Here is a 19,504-nt window from a genome sequence, read left to right as displayed (position 1 = left end):
GCACATGACTTGCGACACAGTGCCAAAAGGCATGGCCCGGCCTGCTGGCGGCGTGAAGGACGGACCGGCCGCATGCACATGCGGCATTGCCCGGATCGATCATCGCCCCCAGAATCATAGGCGAGCCCTATCGGAGCACGCCGTGAACCTGCGCGATCTCGCCTACCTCGTATCGCTTGCCGAGCACCGCCATTTCGGTCGCGCGGCCGAGGCCAGCTTCGTCAGCCAGCCGACCTTGTCCACGCAGATAAAAAAGCTGGAGGACGAGCTGGGCGTGGCACTGGTCGAGCGCACGCCGCGCAAGGTGCTGCTCACCGAAACCGGCCGCGAGATCGCCCGCCGCGCGCGCGGCGTGCTGGCCGAGGTCGAGGAGATCAGGGCGATCGCCCAGCGCACGCGCGATCCGGAAGCCGGACGGCTGCGGCTGGGCGTGTTCCCCACGCTGGGGCCCTATCTGTTGCCGCACCTGGTGCCGCTGGTGCGCCAGCGGTTCCCACGGCTGGAATTGCTGCTGATCGAGGAGAAGACCGAGCAGGTGATCCGCATGCTGCGCGAGGGCACGCTGGACGTGGGGATCCTCGCCATGCCGATCCACGAGGAGAGCCTGCATACCGAGTTCCTGTTCGAGGAGCCGTTCGTGCTGGCGGTGCCGGACGACCATCCGCTGGCCCACCGCAAGGCGCGCCTGAAGCTCGCCGACCTCGAGGACGAAAGCCTGCTGTTGCTCGAGGACGGCCACTGCCTGCGCGACCAGGCGCTGGAGCTGTGCCAGCTGGCCGGTGCCGGCGAGAAGGTGGGTTTCCGCGCCACCAGCCTGGAAACGTTGCGCCAGATGGTGGCCGCCAACGTCGGCATCACCTTGCTGCCAACGCTGGCGATCAAGCCGCCGGTGGCACGCACCGACAACGTGCGGCTGCTTGAGTTCTCCGGCCATGCGCCGAGCCGCCGCATCGCGCTGGTGTGGCGCAAGAGTTCGTCGCTGGGACCTTTCCTCGAACGGTTCGCCGAGGTGATGCGCAGCCTGCCCGCCGAATTGTTCGAACCGGCGTTGAGCGCACCGACCCATCCGCGGCGCAAGCGCGCCTGAGGCTACCAAGGGGGAAATGGCGATGCGGCGATGGTCGTGGATCGCGCTCCTGGTGCTGCTGGGCTGGGGCGCGCTGGGCTGGTGGCGGCACCGCCCGCTGCACCCGCTGCCGGGCGTACTCGCCGCGAAGGCGCCCGCGCAGATGGACCTGGACCAGGGCACCTTGCTGCAGCGCGGCGACATCACCCTGCACACCCGCGCCCATGTCGCGTTGACCGCCCGCGTGCTTTCGCGCAAGGACTACCGCTTCGACGCCGGCGCCGACCTGGCGCCGACGGACCTGGCGCTGGGCTGGGGCCGCATGTCCGACAGCGCGGTGTTGTCGCAGATCGAGATTGGGCAATCGTCCCGCTTCTACCACTGGCACGTGGACGCCTTCCCGATCCCGCGCCGCGAGATCGAAACCTCCAGCGCCAACATGCACCTGATTCCCGCCGACGAAGCCGTACGTCGCGCGATGGACCGCGTACGCGCCGGCGAACTGGTGCGCATCGAAGGCTTCCTGGTCGACGCCAGCCGCGCGGACGGCTGGCGCTGGCGCACTTCGCTCACCCGCGAGGACACCGGCAACGGCGCCTGCGAGCTGGTGTACGTGGAAGCGTTGGAGCCGGTGCCCTTGTAGGAGCCCACTTGTGGGCGCCTACAGGAATCGGACTGGCCGGCCGTTCGGAACCAGCGAAGGCAGCGCTCTTACGGGCGCCTGGCCAGCGAGGCCATCCGCTGCGCATCCGCCAGCACGCCGTGCAGGATGCGCAGCTCGCGCTCGTCCGGCTGCGCGCGCAGGAACAGCCGGCGCAGGCGCAACATGATCGTGGTCGGTTCGCGGCCCTTGTGGAACTCGATGTCGTCCAGCGTCTGCGCCAGGTGCTCGAAGAAGCGCTCCATCCGCGCCGCGTCCGCTGGCGGCTCGTCGTGTTCGGGCGGGGCGGGCGCCGGCGCATCGCCCAGCATCGCCAGGCGCTGCTCGTACGCCATCACCTGCACCGCCTGGGCGAGATTGAGCGAGCTGTAGTCCTCCACGCTGGGAATGCGCACCATCGCGTGGCAGCGCGCAAGCTCCTCGTTCTCCAGCCCGGTTCGCTCGTTGCCGAACACCAGCGCCACCTGCTCGCCGCGCGCCGCCGCCGCCAGGGCCTGCATGGCGCCTTCGCGCGGGGTCAGCTCGGGCAGGTTCACGCCGCGCCGGCGCGCCGACAGGCCCAGCGCGAAGGTGGCCCCCGCCAACCCGTCGACCAGCGACGCGTGCAGGCCCGCCCCGGCCAGCACGCTCACCGCGTTGGCCGCCAGCGCGTCGGCCTCGCGGCTGGGAAAGTCGGCGGGCGCGACCAGCTCCAGCCGGGTGAACCCCATCGTGCGGATGGCCCGCGCCGCACTGCCGATGTTGCCCGGATGCGACGTGCGCACCAGTACGAAACGGAACAGCTTGGCGAGATCAGCGGTATCGGTCATGGGCGAAAGGCGAACGGACTCGGGCCGGCAAGGATAACCGCCGTCCTGCGGATTCCGGGCATGGCACTCGTGCCCGGGGGCGCTTCTACAGGTGAACGGGCCGGCTCTGCTAGAATCGCCGGCCGCGACCCCGCTCTTTTTCCCAAGCCGAAGCCATGCCAAGACCCGCCGTCACCATCGCGGCGCGCGCCGCGCGCTCTGCAGGCAACGTGATCCTGCGCTACATGAACCGCATCGACGGCCTGCACGTGGTCGAAAAGCAGCGCATGGACTTCGCCTCCGAAGTCGACCGCCTGGCCGAGGCCGAGATCGTCAAGGAACTTCGCCGCGCTTACCCCGACCACGCCATCCTCGCCGAGGAAGGCGGCGCGATAGGCAAGAAGCCGCTGACCTGGGTGATCGATCCGCTGGACGGCACGCACAACTACCTGCGCGGCATCCCGCATTTCTCCGTGTCGATCGCGCTGGTCGAAAAAGGCGTGCCGATCTACGGCGTGGTGTTCGACCCGCTGCGCGACGAGCTGTTTACCGCCAGCAAGGGCGACGGCGCCTATCTGAACGACCGGCGCATCCGCGTGGGCAAGCGCGAGAACCTGGGCGGCGCGATGATCGCCACCGGCTTCCCCTACCGCCAGCGCGAACACCTCGACGCGCAGCTGGCGATGACCCGCGCCATGCTTGGGCAGGCCGAAGACATCCGCCGCTCCGGCTCGGCCGCGCTGGACCTGGCCTACACCGCCGCGGCGCGCTACGACGGTTACTTCGAGATCGGCCTGAAGCCCTGGGACATGGCCGCCGGCGTACTGCTGGTACGCGAGGCGGGCGGCCGCTACTGCGACTTCGCCGGCCGCGACGGCATGCCCGCCAGCGGCAACCTGATCGCCGGCAACCTGCATGTGGCCAAGGCGATGGCCGACGCCATCGGTGAACAGGCCACGCCCGCGCTGCTCAAGGCCTGAGCGGCTTCGGCAGATCGAAAAGGGCGCCCGACGGGCGCCCTTTTCTTTCCAGCGTCGCGATGGCCACGCACCTGGGTGGACCCCTGGATATCGGCCGCGAACCTGCCGCATAGCGGCAAAGCCGGTCGCGGGCAAAAAAAGGCCGCCGCGGTTGGCGCGCGGCGGCCTTCTTCTTTCTCCAACGGCTAAGGGTTACGGCCTGACCGGCAAGTTGGACAGGATGCTCCAGCCGGTCGGGTAGGTCTGCAGGTAGCCCCCACTCCCGTTCGGATAGGCCGCAATGTTCCTCGACACGAAACCGCCCGCGCCGTTGTTCCTCCACACGTACATGTCGCGGGCAGCACTGGTCCACAGGATGCCATCGCCGGCGCTGGAATAGCGATCGATCGCGGCGATCGAATACCCGGCCGCGACCGGGATGATCCGGTAGCCGATGCGCTTGCTGCCGTTCATCAACCAGTAGGCGAACTGATGGCCGGCCTCGTCGAGCCAGACCAGGTCGGCACGCTGATCCGCGTTCATCTTGCCGCTGCCCATCAGGCGCCAGCCGGCCGGATAGCTCAGCGACCGCGCACTGGTGAAGCTGCCGTTGGCGCTGGTACTCCAGATATACAGATCGCGCGCCGGGCTGCTCCATGCGAGATCGGCCCGGCCGTCCCCGTTGAAGTCGCCGATGGCGGCCACGTAATAGCCCGCAGTGACCGATGTCGTCTTGCTGCTCGCCACGGTTGCGCCATCCATCAGCCAGTACATGAGCTGGCGCGTGGTCGAGTTGAGCCAGACGAGGTCGTCCTTGCCGTCGCCGTTGAGGTCGCCCGTACCCACGAGCGTCCAGCCGGCGGCGTAGCTCGGTCCGGCCAGCGACTGATAGGAATTGGCGCCGTCGTTCATCCAGAAGAACAGGTCTCTAGCACTGCTCGTCCAGACCAGATCCGCGCTCCCATTGCCATCCAGGTCGCCGGTCGCCGCGATGCTGTAGCCCGCGGCCGCTGTGCGGGTCAGGGTGTCGGGAAGGAAGTCGGCCGTCTCCAGCATCGTGGTGAAGGAGGTACTGTTGCGCAGCAGGATGTCGGCCTGGCGATCCCCATTGAGGTCGAACCGTGGCATGTCGGGAGCCGTGGCGAACCGTGCCACCACGGGCATGGTCTGGTTGAGCGCCAAGGTCTGGTTGGCCGTCGTGGGATCGCCGCAACGGTTGCCGTTGCACAATGTGATGTCCGGGTTGGCGAAATACGGTACCGGCTCCTGGGCGGCCGTCGTATAGGCCATGATGGTGGAGAAGCTGCCCGTGGCGAGCGTCCGTCGATAACCGTAGGCATAGCTGAAGGCGCCCGGGTTAGGGGAGTCGGCCTTGTTGTGAGCCAGCCCCATGTTGTGCCCCATCTCGTGCGCCAGGGTAGTGTCCACGCAGTATTCGTTGGTGGACGGGTCCATGCCGTCGCCAAGGGTGGAATAGCCGTAGGGCGCTGACTGGGTGGTAAAGGGCGTCTGGTTCTCGCCAATGAGATAAGCCAGCCCGCAAAAGCCGCCCTGGCCGGCAGAGGTGAAGGGACGGATCACGCTCACCAGATCCGCTCCCAGCGCAGCGCGGCGGGCCCGCACCGAGGCCAGCCGGCCACTGGGCGAGGTGTTGACCAGATCGTCCAGAACCTGTCCGTTGGCCCCGGTGTCCGAGTAGTTGACCGCCATCGTGCCGGCCAGCCGGACGCGGTAGTTCAGCCGGCTATCGGAATAGGCCTTGTTGGCCACGGCGACGAGATAGTTCAGTCGCGTATTGACCGCCGAGGTCGAACCGTAGCGGGTGACCATGCCGGGCGTGTATGCAAGCAACACGTCCACGGTCGAGGAGGTCGCAGTGGCGTTGGCGGTCGGTTGTGCAGCCAGCGAATTCGGGACGCTCGCGCTGGCTTGCAGCTCGTGAGGAGCGACACGGTAGTCCAGCCCCGGCGGAGCCGCCTTCGGGCCGCCAGCGCGGAGCAGCGTCGCACGAGCGTCCTTGCGCACCAGATAAGTCTTGCCGTTGCGGGTGGTCAGCCGGTAGGGCTTGCCATCGGCAGTCAGCAGCGAACCAAAGGCTGCGTCCGGCCCCATCGTGATCACGACGCTCGCCTCGCCCCCCGGCACCGACACCTTGCCCAACCAGGTCTCGATGCCACCGGCCTGCTTGGTCACGTGGACCGTGCGGGCATAAACCCTTCCACCATCTGGTTCCGGCAGCCACATGCCGCCTTCGGCAGCGGCCACCTGCGGCGCAGATCGCTCGATCTGCACGGGATAGTAGCGATCCGTGCCGCGAATGAAGCTTGCTTCGCCACCTACCGCATTGAACGGAACCACCGGGGCGGCAAAGACCGCTCCCGACGCGAACAACATCGCCAACATCAGCGTCCTGGACATGGCTACTCCCTGTCTATGATTTGTGTGCCTCGTTTCGCCAGGCACGGTGCGCAGGGGAAAGCATGACCACGGCTAAGTATTCGTTTTGTGTAAAGCCGAAGCAGCGCACAAAAGCCGGGAACGGCTCCAATGGGCTACCCCGTTTCGCACAGGCGACATGATGCGCAATCGATCGACGGCGGCATGCATGTGCCGCCAGGTTGCCAGGCAGGCAGCCACACCCCTGGCCCTGCCAGTCGTGCGGGAAACCACCATGTGTGAATGCGCTTTTCGAGACCGGCCGAACGGCGGCTCAGTGCGTTTCCCGCAGGAATTCCCGCAGGAACGGCACGGTGATCCTGCGCTTGGCGGCCAGAGAGGCCTGGTCGAGTTTGTCCAGCAGGTCGAGCAGCGCGGCCAGATCGCGTGCGTAGCGGGCGAACAGCCAGTCCAGCACGGCGTCGTCCAGGCCGATGCCGCGGGCGGCGGCCTGTTCCCTGAGGACGGCGCGGCGTTCGGTGTCGTCCAGCGGCTTGAGTGCGAACTGGGTGCAGGCCCCCAGCCGCGAGCGCAGGTCCGGCAAGCCGATGCCGAGCTGGGCCGGTGCCGAGGCGGCGGCGAACAGCATCGCCCCGCCATCGGCGCGGACCTGGTTGTACAGGTCGAATAGCGCGTGTTCGGCGGCGCGCTCGCCGGCCAGCATCCCCAGGTCGTCAATGGCCAGCAGCTCGCTGCTGCCCACGCCGCGCAGAGCGCCGATGTGCTCGTGCATGGCGCTCAACGGCAGGTACTGCACGCGCCGGCCGGCGGCGCTGGCGGCCTGGCAGGCGGCCAGCAGCAGGTGGCTGCGACCGCTTCCGGCCGGACCGTGCAAATAGACCCAGGGCGCCTCCGGGGTCTCGGCAAGCGTACGCACGGCCGCCAGTGCGGCTGCGTTGGCGCCGGCATGGAAATGTTCGAAACGCTGCCTGCGCGGCCAGCGCAAGGCAAGCGGCAACTGCGGGATCATGGCGTCCCGTCGCCTCCGGGCGGCTGTTGCGCGGGAACGCTCGCACTGCCCTGCCCGCTGCCTGCGGACGTATTCACCGTCACGTCGACCTCGGCAATCACCGGATCATCCGGCCCCGCTTGTGTGTATAGCTCGCTCAGGCGGTAGCGCTCGAGCAGGTAACGCAGCAGCACCATGATCACCGAGGCCGCCGGCAGCGCCAGCAACACGCCAAGGAAACCGAACAGGTAGCCGCCGGCCAGCACCGCGAAGATCACCGCGACCGGATGCAGGCCGATCTTGTCGCCCACCAGCTTGGGCACCAGCACGTAGCCTTCCAGCAGTTGGCCGACGATGAACACGCCGCAGACCATCAGCGGGTGCGCCCAGTCGCCGTATTGCACCAGCGCGGCGATGATCGCCGCGCCGAAGCCGACGATGAAGCCCAGGTACGGCACGAAGCTGAGCAGCCCGGCCACCATGCCGATCAGCGGACCGACCGACAACCCGACCAGCGTCAGGCCGGTACCGTAGAAGATGCCCAGCGCCAGCATCACCAGCAACTGGCCGCGCACGAAGGCGCCCAGCACCGCATCCGATCCACGCGCCAGGTGGGCGACGGTCGGTTGTACCGAGCGTGGCAGCACGCTGTCGATGTAGGCGATCAGGCGGTCCCAGTCGCGCAGCAGGTAGAACGCCACCACCGGGATCAGCACCAGGTTGGTCAGCCACATCACCGCGCCGATGCTCGAGCGCGACACGGTGCCCAGTACCGTCGTCGCCACCGCGCCGATCGAACCGATGTGCCCGCGGATCGCCGTCATCAACCGACTGGTGTCGAACGCATCCGGGTCCAGGTTGAGCTTGGCCTGCAGCCAGGGCAGCGCGGTGTGCTGGATCCAGTCCACGTAGCGTGGCAGGTTGTGGACCAGGTTTTCGATCTGGTCGGAGATCAGCGGCACCAGCAGCAGCAAGGCGCCTACCAGCAGCAGCACCAGCACGAAAAAGACGATGCTGACCGCCAGCGTGCGGTTCATGCCCACCCGTTCCAGCCGGTCGGCCAGCGGATCGCCCAGGTAGGCCAGCATGCCGGCGACGGCAAAGGGCATCAGCACCGGCGCAAGCAGCCAGACCAGGTAGCCGATCACCAGCACGATCGCGAGCAGTTGCCAGCGGCGGGAAATGTCGTGGGTCACGGGTGGAGCCTCATTCGAGCGATGCATGGCGCGTCCTTCCCTTGTAGGAGCCCGCTCGCGGGCGATGCTCATTTCCGGCCGAAAGGCACCCCCGGCGGGCATTAAAGGGTCGTCCCTCAGTGCAGCCACTGCAGGCTGGCGTCCGCCCCCGCGTGCGGCGCGCCCTGGATCACCCGCCCGCCCGCGGCCAGGCTGGCAGCGAGCGCGGCCGGGGGCATGCTCGCCTTGATGGCGAGCAGAAAGCCATCGTTGGCGGCCGCCAGCGTGCTCACCTCACGCACGGCCGGATCGGCTCGCAACATCGCCAGCATGTCGGCGTAGGCCTGCGCCGACTCCACCTTACCCACCCACAGCTTGCCACTGCTGATGCTGGCGCCGATCACGTTGAGCTGCTTGCCCAGCCGGTCGGCCAGGGCATTGCCGGCGTCGGCGAGCAGCGCGTCCTGGCTGACGGCCTGGTCGCTCCACGGCAGTGGCTTGCCGCCGGAAACCAGTGTCCAGTCCGCGCTGCCGCCCTTGAGGTTGCCGATGAGGATCAGCCCGGTGTGATAGCGCCGCGTGACCTGTGCCAGCGCCGCCGGATCGGCACCGGCGATCGCCGAGGCATCCGGTGCGTCCGCGAGATCGGGCCACGCCAGCGTGTAGCCGCGCGCCTCGGCGGCTTGCGCCAGCGGACCGAGCGCCTCCTGGCCGAGCAGGCTGCCGTCGCTGCCGCGCACCAGCACCAGCACCGGCGGCTTCACGCCGGCCGCCGGCACGCCGATGCGGGCAATCAGGCGGCGCACGGCGCCCGGGTCGAACTTCACCCGCAGCACGATGCCGCTGCCGGCACGCTGGTACTGGAACTGTTGCACCAGGCCGGGCGCGCCCTTCAGTGCATCCTCGTAGCCGGGCTTGTTGCGCAGATCCTGTCCGCCGGCCACGCGTTCGAGCACCTGGCCCAGCGCCGTGGCGAAGGCCCCGTCGCGCAGCGCTTCGCTGGTATCGCCCACTGGCACGATCACCTCGTAGGGCGAGCTCGGCACGGGCACCGGCACCTGTGCCCGCGCCATGGGCGCCAGGAGACCCAGCAGGAGGAAGGCAGTCAGCAGGCGTGGCAGGCGCATGGGTGGGAATCGTCCGTGGAGGCTCTGTTATCCGGGGAGTCTGCCCAATCCGGCCGGCAGCGTCCATGGCGAGCGATGCGCCAGGCCGCGAACGTTCGCTTCCGGAAGCGCGAACGGTCGTGCAGGAAGGATCCTGCACGGTGGCATCAACCATGCCCCGCCACCCTTCGTGCTGGCGGACCGGGGGTGCTGGTAGAATTGCGCGCTTTCCCCAGGCTTGCCTTCGCCATGTCCGACGCCCTCACCTACCGCGCCGCCGGCGTCGATATCGACGCGGGCAATGCCGTGGTCGAACGCATCAAGCCGCTGGTCAAGCGCACCTTCCGGCCCGAGGTGATGGGCGGACTGGGCGGTTTCGGCGGATTGTTCGACCTGGCCGGCCGCTACAAGGAGCCGGTGCTGGTTTCCGGCACCGACGGCGTCGGCACCAAGCTCAAGCTCGCCCAGCAGCTGGGCCGGCACGACACCATCGGCATCGACCTGGTCGGCATGTGCGTCAACGACGTGCTGGTGCAGGGTGCCGAGCCGTTGTTCTTCCTCGATTACTTCGCCACCGGCAAGCTGGACGTGGACACCACCGTGGCGGTGGTCGGCGGCATCGCCAGGGGCTGCGAGCTGGCCGGCTGCGCGCTGATCGGCGGCGAGACCGCCGAGATGCCGGACATGTACCCGCCCGGCGAATACGACCTGGCCGGCTTCACCGTCGGCGCGGTGGAAAAATCGCAACTGATGAGCGGCCAGGCCATCGTGGCCGGCGACGTGATCCTCGGCGTGGCCTCCTCCGGCCCGCATTCGAACGGCTATTCGCTGGTGCGCAGGATCCTCGAGCGCGCCGGCGCCACACCCGACAACGGGCGGCTGGAGCTCGACCTTGGTGGCGTCACGCTCGCCGACGCGCTGATGGCGCCGACCACCATCTACGTCAAGCCGATGCTGGAGCTGCTGAAGGGCCAGCCAGTGCACGGCATGGCGCACATCACTGGCGGCGGCTTGAAGGAAAACATCATCCGCGTGGTGCCCGAGGGCCTGGGCGTGGCGCTCGACGCCGACGCGATCGTGTTGCCGCCGGTGTTCGACTGGCTGATGCGCGAGGGCAAGGTGGCGCGCGAGGAAATGTGGCGCACGTTCAACTGCGGCATCGGTTTCACCGTGATCCTGCCGCGCGAGGCGATCGACGGCGCCGGCGCGCTGCTGGCGAAGCACGGGCTGGCCAGCCGCGTGATCGGCGAGGTAGTGCCGGCGCAGGGCGACGAGCGCGTCCACATCGGTTGAAACCCGCCAGCCGTTCGCGCTGAGCGTAGCGCAGCGAAGTCGAAGGGCTGCCTTCGGCTCCGTTCCCCGGATCCACGCTCGGCGTGAACGACACAGACAGATATGCCTTCCCCTCTTCGCATCGCCGTCCTCGCCTCCGGACGCGGCAGTAACCTCGCCGCGCTGCTGACCGCGCGCGATCGTGATGAACTGAAGGCCGAGTTCGTGCTGGTGGCCAGCGACAGGCCCGACGCCGGCGCGCTGCGCCTGGCCGAGGCGGCGGCCATCCCCACGCTGGTACTCGATCCGAAGGCCTACCCGGATCGCCGCGCGTTCGACCTGGAGCTGTTCGGCAAGCTCGCCGACAGCGGAGCCGAGCTGATCGTGCTGGCCGGTTTCATGCGCATCCTCGACGGCGAAGCGATCGCACCGTGGACCGGACGCATGCTCAACATCCATCCCTCGCTGCTGCCCAAATACCGCGGCCTGCATACGCATCGACGTGCTCTGGAGGCCGGCGACCTGGAGCACGGCGCCAGCGTGCATTTCGTGACCGCGGAACTGGACGGCGGCCCGGTGCTGGCACAAGCCGTGCTGCCGATCGAGCCTGGCGAAGACGAACAGCGCCTGGCCCAGCGCCTGCTGCCGCTGGAACATCGACTGCTGCCGGCGGTGGTCGCGTTGGTCGCGCAGCGGCGCCTGGTCTGGCGCGACGGCGGCCCGTGGCTGGATGGCGCACCGCTCGGCGCGCCGATGCGGCTCTCCACGCAGGGGCTGGAATCCGCCTGAACCCGAGGTTCAGCCAATGGCCGGCAGACTCGATCGCATGACACTTCCACGCCTGCTTCGCCTGGCCGCCGCACTGGTCCTGACCAGCGCCAGTGGCCTCGCCCTCGCCGCGCCGCCCCAGGCCTTCACTGCCACCTACCGCGTGCTGCGCGACGGCTCGCCGATGGGCGAGGCGACGGTGAGCCTGAAACCGTTGGGCAACGGCCAGTGGGAATACAGCAAGCACATACGCGGCACCTCGGGCCTCGCGGCCATGCTGGGCGCGAAGCTCGACGAGGTTTCGCACGTCCGCTGGAAAGGCGACGTGCCCGAGGCGGTCAGTTACGACTACCGGCTGGACGCGGCGATCAAGAGCAAGCGGCGCCATGTCACGGTGGACTGGGCCAAGCGGCAGGTGACCGTCGACGAGGGCAAGGGTGCGATCACCTATCCCGCGAAGCCGGGCATGGTCGAGCGCAACACCACGGCGCTGGCGATCGGCCTGGCGCTGCGCCATGGACAGCCGCAGATCGCGCTGCCGGTCGCGGTGAAGCAGGAGGTCGAGACTCAGCGCTTCAAGGTGTCCGGCAAGGAAAAGGTCACCGTGCCGGCCGGCAGCTTCGACGCCGTGCGGGTGGATCGTAGCGATGCCGATCGCGGTTTCAGTGCCTGGTATGTACCCGAGCGCTATCCGTTGCCGGTGAAGTTGTCGCAACACGATGGTGGCGACCTGACGATGGAGCTGGTCGGCTTCAGCCAGCGATAACCGCTCCAATGCCCGCGCGACCGTAGAAAGAAACGGAGCCGAACAGCCGGCAGGAGCCCACTTGTGGGCGATGCTCTTTTCCGTCGAGTGCATCGGGCCGAAAAGCATCGCCCATAAGTGGACTCCTGCAAGGCAGGGGGCACCGCGGGGACGCGCGGCGCCGTTCCAGCTCGCGACGTGCCCTCAGTTGGGCAGGCGGCGAATCCTGGCCCCGAGTACGCCGAGCTTTTCCTCGATGTTCTCGTAGCCGCGGTCGATGTGGTACACGCGGTCGACCGTGGTGTCGCCGCGGGCGACCAGCCCGGCCAGCACCAGGCAGGCGGAGGCGCGCAGGTCGGTGGCCATGATCGGCGCGCCACTCATGAAGTCCACGCCCTGGATGATCGCGGTGTTGCCTTCCAGGCGGATGTCCGCGCCCAGGCGCTTGAGTTCCTGCGCGTGCATGAAACGGTTCTCGAACACCGTCTCGGTGATCACGCCCACGCCCTCGGCCACGCAGTTGAGCGCGGTGAACTGTGCCTGCATGTCGGTGGGAAAGGCCGGGTACGGCGCGGTGACGATGTTGACCGCCTTCGGGCGGCGACCGCCCATGTCCAGTTCGATCCAGTCCGCGCCGGTGCAGATGTGCGCGCCGGCCTCGTCGAGCTTGGCCAGCACCGCGTCCATCGTGCCGGCGCGGGCGCCACGGGCACGTACCTTGCCGCCGGTCATCGCCGCACCGACGAGGAACGTGCCGGTTTCGATGCGGTCGGGCAGCACTTCGTATTCGGCGCCCTCCAGGCGCTCGACGCCGTGGATCACCAGCGTCGCCGTACCGATGCCTTCGATGCGCGCGCCCATCGCCACCAGGCAGTTGGCCAGGTCGACCACTTCCGGCTCCTGCGCGGCGTTCTCGATCACCGTGGTGCCGTCGGCCAGCGTGGCGGCCATCAGGATGTTCTCGGTGCCGGTGACGGTGACCATGTCCATGGCGATGCGCGCGCCCTTCAGGCGCTTGGCGCGGGCGCGGATGTAGCCGTTCTCCACGGTCACCTCGGCGCCCAGCGCCCGCAGGCCGCGGATGTGCTGGTCGACCGGCCGCGAGCCGATCGCGCAACCGCCGGGCAGCGACACCTCGGCCTCGCCGAAGCGCGCCACCAGCGGACCCAGCACCAGGATCGAGGCGCGCATCGTGCGCACCAGGTCATACGGCGCCACGTGGCTCTCGATGGTACGCGGATCGACGTGCATCTTCATGCGGTCGTCCAGCACCAGGTTGACGCCCATGCGGCCGAGCAGCTCGATGAAGGTGGTCACGTCGTGCAGGTGCGGCACGTTGGAGATGGTCACCGGGCCGTCGGCCAGCAGGCAGGCGGCGAGGATCGGCAGCACGGCGTTCTTGGCGCCGGAAATGGCGACTTCGCCGTGGAGCGGCTCGCCGCCGCTGATGAGGATTTTGGCCATGGATATGGGATTCGAGATTGGGGATTCGGGTTCGAAGGGCGCGGTACGGGCAGGACGGGTCGCTTTAACGATTCCCGAATCCCGATTCCCGAATCCCGGCTTCCTCGGGCGTCAACGTCTTCAGCGCCAGCGCATGGATCGCCCCGCCCATCAGCTCGCCCAGCGTGGCGTACACCATGCGATGCCGCGCCAGCGGCAGCTTGCCGGCGAACTGGCTGGCCACCACGGTGGCTTCGAAGTGCACGCCGTCGTCGCCGCTGACCTGCGCATTGGCGCCGGGCAGGCCGGTTTCGATCAGGGACTGGATGCGGGAAGGGTCCATCGGAAGGTCCATCGGCGGCGCACGGAGGTACGGATCCACAACGCTTGATGAATCCAACGCGCGGCCATATGACGTTAAAATGCGGATATGCCATGGTAATGGAAATCCCATGGCACAGAAATGCCAACGGCTTCGCGCCGCCCCCGACGAGACCCCATGAACGCACGCATCGCCCCGCCCGCCGCCAACCTGGATCCGGACGCCATCGCCCAGAGCGCGCGCACGGTGATCGCCACCGAGGCGGCCGCGATCCGTGCGCTGGAGCCGCGTGTGGACGCCAGTTTTGTCGAGGCCTGCCGGTTGATCCTGGCCTGCCGCGGGCGGCTGGTGGTCACCGGCATGGGCAAGTCCGGCCATGTCGGGCGCAAGATCGCCGCGACGATGGCTTCCACCGGCACGCCCTCGTTCTTCGTGCATCCGGGCGAGGCCAGCCACGGCGACCTGGGAATGATCCAGCCCGACGACGTGGTGCTGGCGCTGTCCAACTCCGGCGAAACCGATGAACTGCTGTTCATCCTGCCGGTGATCAAGCGCCAGGGCATTCCGCTGATCGCCATCACCGGCAATCCCAGATCCTCGCTGGCGCACCAGGCCGACGTGCACCTGGACGCCAGCATTTCCAGCGAAGCCTGCCCGTTGGGCCTGGCGCCCACCGCCAGCACCACCGCGGCGCTGGTGATGGGCGATGCGCTGGCGATCGCGCTGCTGGAAGCGCGCGGCTTCACCGCCGAGGATTTCGCCCGCTCGCACCCGGCCGGCAGCCTCGGTCGCCGCCTGCTGCTGCACATCAGCGACATCATGCACTCCGGCGAAGGCATCCCGATGGTCGCGCCGGGCACCAGCCTGACCGAAGCGCTGATGGAAATGACCCGCAAGCACCTGGGCATGACCGCGGTGGTCGATGCCGAACGCCGCCTGCTCGGCGTGTTCACCGACGGTGACCTGCGCCGCGCGCTGGACGACGAGGACGTCGACCTGCGTGGTGCCACCGTCGATGCACTGATGACGCGCGGCCCCAAGACCATTACCTCCGACAAGCTCGCCATCGAAGCGGCGCAGCTGATGGAGAAGCACCAGATCCACGCGTTGCTGGTGGTGGACCAGGCCCAGCGCGTGGTCGGCGCGCTGAACATTCACGACCTGCTGCGCGCCAGGGTCGTCTGATTTGTCTCGACAAATCGGACAAATCAGGCAAGGTCGCTTTTGACCTTCTTCCACGACAGTCCCCAACCGTGCCCACATCTTCCTACCTCACCAACCTTCCCCCCGCCCTCCTCGCCCGCGCCGCCGGCATCCGCCTGGCGGTGTTCGACGTCGATGGCACGCTCACCGACGGGCGGCTGTACTACGGCGAGGATGGCCGCGAGACCAAGGTTTTCTTCGTGCAGGACGGCCTGGGTCTCAAGCGCCTGCAAGTGCACGGTGTGCAGGTAGCGATCATCAGCGCGCGCATCAGCCATCCGGTGGCGCTGCGCGCCGAGGAACTGGGCATCACCCACGTCTACCAGGGCCAGGGCGACAAGCGCGCCTGCCTGATGGAACTGCTCGACGCACTGCAACTGGCGCCCGAGCAGGCCGCCTTCGTCGGTGACGACCTGCCCGACCTGCCCGCCATGCACGTGGTCGGGCTTGCCGTGGCGGTCGCCAACGCCCATCCGTGGGTGGCCGAGCGGGCGCACTGGACAACCAGCCGCGCCGGTGGCCAGGGCGGCGCGCGCGAGGTCTGCGACCTGATCCTGCATGCCCAGGGCAAGGCCGGCAACGAAAAGGAACGCTGGCGGTGAGGGAGTGGCTGCGCGACCGCCGCCTGGCGGCGGCTATCGTCGTGGTCGCGCTGCTGGCCGGTGCCGCGCAGCTGCTTTTCTGGTGGATCGGACCCGCGCCCACGGCCAACCAGATCGTCGGTCCGCCGCGCTCGGGCTACACGCTGACCGACTTCAAGCTGACCCAATACGGCATCGACGGCCTGCCGAGCTTCCTGATCGACGCGCCACGGCTGGAACGCCGCGAAGGCGACGCGTCGCTGTACATCAACGCCCCGCAGTTCCGACTGCCGTCGAACCAGCCGGCCGTGCCCGACTGGCGTGGGCACTCCCTGTACGGCTGGGTCAACCACAACGGCAGCCTGCTAAAGCTGCAAGGCCCGGTACACATGGAGCGGGCGGCCTTCGACGACACCGCCAGCACCACGATCGATACGGCCGACGTGACGGCCTGGCCCGAACAGAACCGCCTGCAGACCGCGGCACCGGCGCAGATGGTGCAGGGCGGCACTAGAATCCAAGGGATCGGCATGCGTGCCGACCTCAACGACAAACACCTGGAGCTGCTCGATGACGTCCATGCCACGTTCCCGCCCCGCCAGCATGCGCGCTAGTTGGGCGCTCGCGCTGCTGGGCCTGCTGGTGCTGGCGCCGGCCCAGGCCAAGCGCACCGATCGCGACCAGCCGATGGACGTGCAGGCTTCGCACTTCGACGGCTTCCGCAAGCCCGACAGCACCACCACGCTCAAGGGCAACGTGGTGATCACGCAAGGCTCGCTGAAGGCCACCGGCGACCTGGCCAAGGTGCACTTCGACGCCAACGCCGAGATCGACAGCGTGCTGCTCACCGGCAGTCCCGCCCACCTCCAGCAGCTGGACGACAACGGCAACCTGATGCAGGGCGAAGCGGCCAGCATCGACTACAAGGTGGCCAGGGACTTCGCGGTGCTCGAGGGCAACGCCTCGATCACCCAGCAGGGGCGCGGCGAAGCGCATGGCGACCGGCTCACCTACAACACCCAGACCAGCGAGATGACCGGCGACAGCGGCGGTGACGGCCGCGTGCACATGATTTTCAAACCCAAGCCGCGTGCCAGCGCGCCAGCCCCTGCGACGTCGGCCGGCAGCACTCCGGCGCCCGCCACCAGCACCGCCGTGCCGGCACCCGCCACCAGCAGCGGGCAGCCCTGACCGATGCTCGCTGCCGAAGGCCTGCAGAAACGCTACCGCTCGCGCCAGGTCGTGCGCGATTTCGGATTCTCGATCCGCCAGGGCGAAGTGGTCGGCCTGCTCGGCCCCAACGGCGCCGGCAAGACCACCTGCTTCTACATGGTGGTGGGCCTGGTCGAGGCCGACGGCGGCAGCATCCGGCTGGACCGCCAGGACATCACCGACCTGCCCATGCATGCCCGCGCGCGCATGGGCATCGGCTACCTGCCGCAGGAAGCGTCGGTGTTCCGCCGGCTGAGCGTGGCCGACAACATCATGGCGGTGCTCGAGCTGCGCGAAGGGCTGGACGCGCGCCAGCGCAACGAGCAACTCGAAAGCCTGCTGGATGAGTTGAAGATCGCCCACATCGCCGACCAGAAAGGCATCAGCCTGTCCGGCGGCGAGCGCCGCCGCGTCGAGATCGCCCGCGCGCTGGCCGCGCAGCCGCGCTACATGCTGCTGGACGAACCGTTCGCCGGCGTCGACCCGATTTCCGTCGGCGAGATCCAGCGCATCGTGCGCCACCTGAAGGAACGGGGCATCGGCGTGCTGATCACCGACCACAACGTGCGCGAGACGCTGGGCATCTGCGACCGCGCCTACATCCTCAACGACGGCGAAGTGCTTTCGCGCGGCACGCCGGCGCACATCCTGGCTGACGAGAAGGTGCGCGAGGTCTACCTGGGGCGTGAATTCAAGCTGTGACGCGAGGCGGGCCGGCGCCCGCCGCGACTATGGTCGCATCACAGCCGCCGGGGTAGGATGACCGCAGACTCCCTCCCCACGGCTGGCATGAAACCCGGGCTCCAGTTCCGACTCAATCAACAGCTGACCCTGACGCCGCAGTTGCAGCAGGCGATCCGGCTGTTGCAGCTCTCGCAGCTGGAACTGGAAGTGGAATTGCGGCAGATCGCCGAAGGCAATCCGCTGCTCGAGTTCGAAGAGGAGACCCTCGCGGACGAAGCCGAGGAAGACGGTTTCGCCGCGGCCCCCGCCGAAGCATCCACGGCCGAACGCGACGTCGACGACGGCGCCGACTGGGCCGAGGCCGACACGCCCGTCGAAACCCCGATCGACTTCTCGCTCAGCGGCAGCGCCGGCGGCCCGGGCAGTCGCGGCGAGGAGGATTTCGAGCCGCAGAACGCCGCGCCCGAAACGTTGCAGGAACACCTGCTGTGGCAGTTGAACCTGACTCCGCTGGGCGCCCGCCAGCGGCTCATCGCCACCATCATCATCGACGCACTCAACGCCGACGGCTACCTGGCCGAAGGCATCGAGGGCGTACTGGCCGCGCTGCCGGCCGACCTGGATGCCAGCATCGAGGAAATCGAAGCGGTGCGACGGCAGTTGCAGCGCTTCGATCCCACCGGCATCGCCAGCCTCGACCTGCGCGATTGCCTGCGCGTGCAGCTCGAGCAGTTCGACGCCGCCACGCCGCAGCGCGAGCTGGCCATGCAGATCGTCAGCGGCGAGCTGGAGTTGCTGGCCCGCAACGACATCGCCAAGCTGGCGCGCAAGCTGCGCGCCGGTGAAGAGGATGTCGCCGCCGCCGCACTGCTGATCCGCAGCCTCGACCCGCGCCCGGGCGCAGGGCTCGACGCCACGCCGGTCGAATACGTCGCCCCGGACGTCTATGCCTTCAAGGAAGGCAGCCGCTGGAGGGTCAGCCTCAATCCCGACTGCCAGCCGCGACTGGGCCTGAACCAGCACTACTGCAGCCTGATCGCGCAGGCGCGCGGCGAGGACGCCAGCTGGATGCGCGGCCAGCTGCAGGAGGCGCGCTGGTTGATCAAGAGCCTCGAATCGCGCGCCGAGACGCTGCTGAAGGTGGCCGATGCCATCGTGCGCCGGCAGAGCGCCTTCCTCGACTACGGCCCCGAAGCGATGCATCCGCTGGTGCTGCGCGAGGTAGCCGAAGAGGTCGGCATGCACGAGTCGACCATCTCGCGCGTGACCACGCGCAAATACATTCACACGCCGCGCGGTACCTTCGAGCTCAAATACTTCTTCTCCAGCGGCGTTTCCACCGAGGACGGTGGCGGCGCCTCGGCCACCGCCATCCAGGCCATGATCAAGAAGCTCATCGACGCGGAGGACTCACGCAAGCCGCTGTCCGACCAGGCCCTGGCCGAGGAACTCAACGGCAAGGGCATCCAGGTCGCACGCCGGACGGTTGCCAAGTATCGCGAAGCCTTGCGCATCCCTAGTTCCAGCGAGCGCCAGCGCGCTGGCTGAACGGGGGACTTGGAACCGGCAAGAACGCTCCCATAGGAAGGAAAGACCGACGTGCCGCCAGCAGAGGGGCACGCCGAACCCGCCGCCCCCGGCGGCCTGTACCAGAGGAGGCGAACCATGCAGTTCCAACTCACCGGCCAGCAGATCGAAGTCACCCCCGCCCTGCGTGCGCATGCCACGTCCCGGCTCGATCGCCTGACCCGCCTCGATGAGAAATGCACCGGCCTGAGCATGGTGCTGTCGCTGGACAAACTGCAGCACTGTGCGGATGCGACCCTCACCACCAATGGCGCCGCCCTGCACGCGGCAGCGTGCGGGGCCGACATGTATGCCTCCATCGACATGGTGTTCGACAAGCTGGCGGCGCAGCTTCGCCGCCACCGGGAGAAGGTGACCGACAAGCACCCGCAGGAAGCACGCGACGCCCGGCAATTCGGCTGACGGTGGTACAGGAGCAACCGAGACCCGCCCTGGTGGCGGGTCTTTTTTTGTTCGCGCCGGGAGGTGCTCATCGGTCCCCCGACCCCGCACCTACCGAGGGAAAGAACCAAAGGCTCGCGCCCGGGCGGACGGCGGCGGCCCTGCG

The 19,504-nt window shown here is 68.3% G+C and carries 20 protein-coding genes; 13 read left to right on the top strand and 7 right to left on the bottom strand.

Going from position 1 to position 19,504, the window contains the following annotated elements; all coding sequences use genetic code 11:
* Positions 1–142 precede the first annotated feature (142 nt).
* A complete protein-coding gene (gene oxyR, locus OSC30_RS09760; protein ID WP_267171650.1) occupies positions 143–1,087 on the top strand; it encodes a DNA-binding transcriptional regulator OxyR in 945 nt (314 codons plus the stop codon).
* A gap of 22 nt (positions 1,088–1,109) precedes the next feature.
* On the top strand, positions 1,110–1,709 hold the full coding sequence (locus tag OSC30_RS09755) for a hypothetical protein (RefSeq protein ID WP_267171649.1): 600 nt from the start codon (positions 1,110–1,112) through the stop codon (positions 1,707–1,709).
* Between the two features lie 68 nt (positions 1,710–1,777).
* On the opposite strand, the gene OSC30_RS09750 is transcribed toward OSC30_RS09755, so the two are convergent.
* Entirely contained in the window at positions 1,778–2,536 is a 759-nt protein-coding gene (locus OSC30_RS09750; RefSeq protein WP_267171648.1) for an RNA methyltransferase, read from the bottom strand.
* Positions 2,537–2,691: 155 nt separating this feature from the next.
* On the opposite strand from OSC30_RS09750, the gene OSC30_RS09745 reads away from it, so the two are divergent.
* Entirely contained in the window at positions 2,692–3,495 is an 804-nt protein-coding gene (locus OSC30_RS09745; protein WP_267171647.1) for an inositol monophosphatase family protein, read from the top strand.
* A 192-nt stretch (positions 3,496–3,687) separates the two neighbouring features.
* Here OSC30_RS09745 and OSC30_RS09740 read toward each other — a convergent pair whose 3' ends face one another.
* The 4 genes from OSC30_RS09740 to OSC30_RS09725 all read right to left on the bottom strand — a co-directional run bounded on the left by OSC30_RS09740 (position 3,688) and on the right by OSC30_RS09725 (position 9,161).
* Positions 3,688–5,892, bottom strand: coding sequence for a reprolysin-like metallopeptidase (locus OSC30_RS09740; RefSeq protein WP_267171646.1), 2,205 nt, complete (start codon positions 5,890–5,892; stop codon positions 3,688–3,690).
* A 292-nt stretch (positions 5,893–6,184) separates the two neighbouring features.
* A complete protein-coding gene (gene hda / locus OSC30_RS09735; protein WP_267171645.1) occupies positions 6,185–6,880 on the bottom strand; it encodes a DnaA regulatory inactivator Hda in 696 nt (231 codons plus the stop codon).
* On the bottom strand, positions 6,877–8,082 hold the full coding sequence (locus tag OSC30_RS09730; RefSeq protein WP_267171644.1) for an AI-2E family transporter: 1,206 nt from the start codon (positions 8,080–8,082) through the stop codon (positions 6,877–6,879). The genes hda and OSC30_RS09730 overlap by 4 nt, the downstream gene beginning before the upstream one ends.
* An 89-nt stretch (positions 8,083–8,171) precedes the next feature.
* The gene (locus tag OSC30_RS09725) at positions 8,172–9,161 is read right to left on the bottom strand and encodes a DUF2066 domain-containing protein (RefSeq protein WP_267171643.1); all 990 of its coding nucleotides are present in this window, start codon (positions 9,159–9,161) and stop codon (positions 8,172–8,174) included.
* Positions 9,162–9,389: 228 nt separating this feature from the next.
* Here OSC30_RS09725 and purM point away from each other — a divergent pair, with 228 nt between their 5' ends.
* The 3 genes from purM (at position 9,390) to OSC30_RS09710 (ending at position 11,946) form a co-directional block, all read left to right on the top strand.
* Positions 9,390–10,433 carry a phosphoribosylformylglycinamidine cyclo-ligase gene (gene purM, locus OSC30_RS09720; protein WP_267171642.1) on the top strand — a complete coding sequence of 348 codons (1,044 nt, stop codon included), beginning with the start codon at positions 9,390–9,392 and terminating at the stop codon, positions 10,431–10,433.
* Between the two features lie 102 nt (positions 10,434–10,535).
* On the top strand, positions 10,536–11,201 hold the full coding sequence (purN, locus tag OSC30_RS09715) for a phosphoribosylglycinamide formyltransferase (protein ID WP_267171641.1): 666 nt from the start codon (positions 10,536–10,538) through the stop codon (positions 11,199–11,201).
* Between the two features lie 37 nt (positions 11,202–11,238).
* Positions 11,239–11,946: a DUF3108 domain-containing protein gene (locus OSC30_RS09710; RefSeq protein WP_267171640.1), complete on the top strand. Its 708-nt coding sequence runs from the start codon at positions 11,239–11,241 to the stop codon at positions 11,944–11,946.
* Between the two features lie 183 nt (positions 11,947–12,129).
* Here the strand turns inward: OSC30_RS09710 and murA are convergent, their stop codons facing one another.
* Positions 12,130–13,389 carry a UDP-N-acetylglucosamine 1-carboxyvinyltransferase gene (gene murA, locus OSC30_RS09705; protein WP_267171639.1) on the bottom strand — a complete coding sequence of 420 codons (1,260 nt, stop codon included), beginning with the start codon at positions 13,387–13,389 and terminating at the stop codon, positions 12,130–12,132.
* Positions 13,390–13,453: 64 nt separating this feature from the next.
* Positions 13,454–13,711: a BolA family protein gene (locus OSC30_RS09700; RefSeq protein ID WP_267171638.1), complete on the bottom strand. Its 258-nt coding sequence runs from the start codon at positions 13,709–13,711 to the stop codon at positions 13,454–13,456.
* 156 nt (positions 13,712–13,867) lie between these two features.
* On the opposite strand from OSC30_RS09700, the gene OSC30_RS09695 reads away from it, so the two are divergent.
* The 7 genes from OSC30_RS09695 to hpf all read left to right on the top strand — a co-directional run bounded on the left by OSC30_RS09695 (position 13,868) and on the right by hpf (position 19,359).
* A complete protein-coding gene (locus tag OSC30_RS09695; protein ID WP_267171637.1) occupies positions 13,868–14,875 on the top strand; it encodes a KpsF/GutQ family sugar-phosphate isomerase in 1,008 nt (335 codons plus the stop codon).
* Positions 14,876–14,943: 68 nt separating this feature from the next.
* Positions 14,944–15,495 carry a KdsC family phosphatase gene (locus OSC30_RS09690; protein ID WP_267171636.1) on the top strand — a complete coding sequence of 184 codons (552 nt, stop codon included), beginning with the start codon at positions 14,944–14,946 and terminating at the stop codon, positions 15,493–15,495.
* Complete coding sequence (gene lptC / locus OSC30_RS09685; RefSeq protein ID WP_267171703.1) at positions 15,486–16,088, top strand: LPS export ABC transporter periplasmic protein LptC; 603 nt, start codon at positions 15,486–15,488, stop codon at positions 16,086–16,088. Before OSC30_RS09690 ends, lptC begins: the two co-directional genes overlap by 10 nt.
* Positions 16,054–16,665, top strand: coding sequence for a lipopolysaccharide transport periplasmic protein LptA (gene lptA, locus OSC30_RS09680; RefSeq protein ID WP_323374208.1), 612 nt, complete (start codon positions 16,054–16,056; stop codon positions 16,663–16,665). The genes lptC and lptA overlap by 35 nt, the downstream gene beginning before the upstream one ends.
* 3 nt (positions 16,666–16,668) lie before the next feature.
* Positions 16,669–17,388: an LPS export ABC transporter ATP-binding protein gene (gene lptB / locus OSC30_RS09675; RefSeq protein WP_267171634.1), complete on the top strand. Its 720-nt coding sequence runs from the start codon at positions 16,669–16,671 to the stop codon at positions 17,386–17,388.
* Between the two features lie 87 nt (positions 17,389–17,475).
* Positions 17,476–18,918, top strand: a complete 1,443-nt coding sequence (locus OSC30_RS09670) for an RNA polymerase factor sigma-54 (RefSeq protein WP_267171633.1) — start codon at positions 17,476–17,478, stop codon at positions 18,916–18,918.
* A gap of 117 nt (positions 18,919–19,035) precedes the next feature.
* On the top strand, positions 19,036–19,359 hold the full coding sequence (hpf, locus tag OSC30_RS09665) for a ribosome hibernation-promoting factor, HPF/YfiA family (protein ID WP_267171632.1): 324 nt from the start codon (positions 19,036–19,038) through the stop codon (positions 19,357–19,359).
* The last annotated feature ends 145 nt before the right edge of the window (positions 19,360–19,504 follow it).

The organism is Frateuria hangzhouensis, assembly GCF_026410505.1.
GTDB lineage: Bacteria > Pseudomonadota > Gammaproteobacteria > Xanthomonadales > Rhodanobacteraceae > Frateuria_A > Frateuria_A hangzhouensis.
The sequence above is the reverse complement of the archived record's forward strand: the minus strand, read 5'-3'. Positions and strand labels throughout refer to the sequence as shown.

Excerpts from the sequence above, each read along its gene's own strand:
- OSC30_RS09755 (WP_267171649.1), top strand. The coding sequence starts at position 1,110 with ATGCGGCGATGGTCGTGGATCGCGCTCCTGGTGCTGCTGGGCTGGGGC.
- OSC30_RS09750 (WP_267171648.1), bottom strand. The coding sequence starts at position 2,536 with ATGACCGATACCGCTGATCTCGCCAAGCTGTTCCGTTTCGTACTGGTG.
- OSC30_RS09745 (WP_267171647.1), top strand. The coding sequence starts at position 2,692 with ATGCCAAGACCCGCCGTCACCATCGCGGCGCGCGCCGCGCGCTCTGCA.
- OSC30_RS09740 (WP_267171646.1), bottom strand. The coding sequence starts at position 5,892 with ATGTCCAGGACGCTGATGTTGGCGATGTTGTTCGCGTCGGGAGCGGTC.
- hda (WP_267171645.1), bottom strand. The coding sequence starts at position 6,880 with ATGATCCCGCAGTTGCCGCTTGCCTTGCGCTGGCCGCGCAGGCAGCGT.
- OSC30_RS09730 (WP_267171644.1), bottom strand. The coding sequence starts at position 8,082 with ATGCATCGCTCGAATGAGGCTCCACCCGTGACCCACGACATTTCCCGC.
- OSC30_RS09725 (WP_267171643.1), bottom strand. The coding sequence starts at position 9,161 with ATGCGCCTGCCACGCCTGCTGACTGCCTTCCTCCTGCTGGGTCTCCTG.
- purM (WP_267171642.1), top strand. The coding sequence starts at position 9,390 with ATGTCCGACGCCCTCACCTACCGCGCCGCCGGCGTCGATATCGACGCG.
- purN (WP_267171641.1), top strand. The coding sequence starts at position 10,536 with ATGCCTTCCCCTCTTCGCATCGCCGTCCTCGCCTCCGGACGCGGCAGT.
- OSC30_RS09710 (WP_267171640.1), top strand. The coding sequence starts at position 11,239 with ATGACACTTCCACGCCTGCTTCGCCTGGCCGCCGCACTGGTCCTGACC.
- murA (WP_267171639.1), bottom strand. The coding sequence starts at position 13,389 with ATGGCCAAAATCCTCATCAGCGGCGGCGAGCCGCTCCACGGCGAAGTC.
- OSC30_RS09700 (WP_267171638.1), bottom strand. The coding sequence starts at position 13,711 with ATGGACCCTTCCCGCATCCAGTCCCTGATCGAAACCGGCCTGCCCGGC.
- OSC30_RS09695 (WP_267171637.1), top strand. The coding sequence starts at position 13,868 with ATGAACGCACGCATCGCCCCGCCCGCCGCCAACCTGGATCCGGACGCC.
- lptA (WP_323374208.1), top strand. The coding sequence starts at position 16,054 with ATGCCACGTTCCCGCCCCGCCAGCATGCGCGCTAGTTGGGCGCTCGCG.
- lptB (WP_267171634.1), top strand. The coding sequence starts at position 16,669 with ATGCTCGCTGCCGAAGGCCTGCAGAAACGCTACCGCTCGCGCCAGGTC.
- OSC30_RS09670 (WP_267171633.1), top strand. The coding sequence starts at position 17,476 with ATGAAACCCGGGCTCCAGTTCCGACTCAATCAACAGCTGACCCTGACG.
- hpf (WP_267171632.1), top strand. The coding sequence starts at position 19,036 with ATGCAGTTCCAACTCACCGGCCAGCAGATCGAAGTCACCCCCGCCCTG.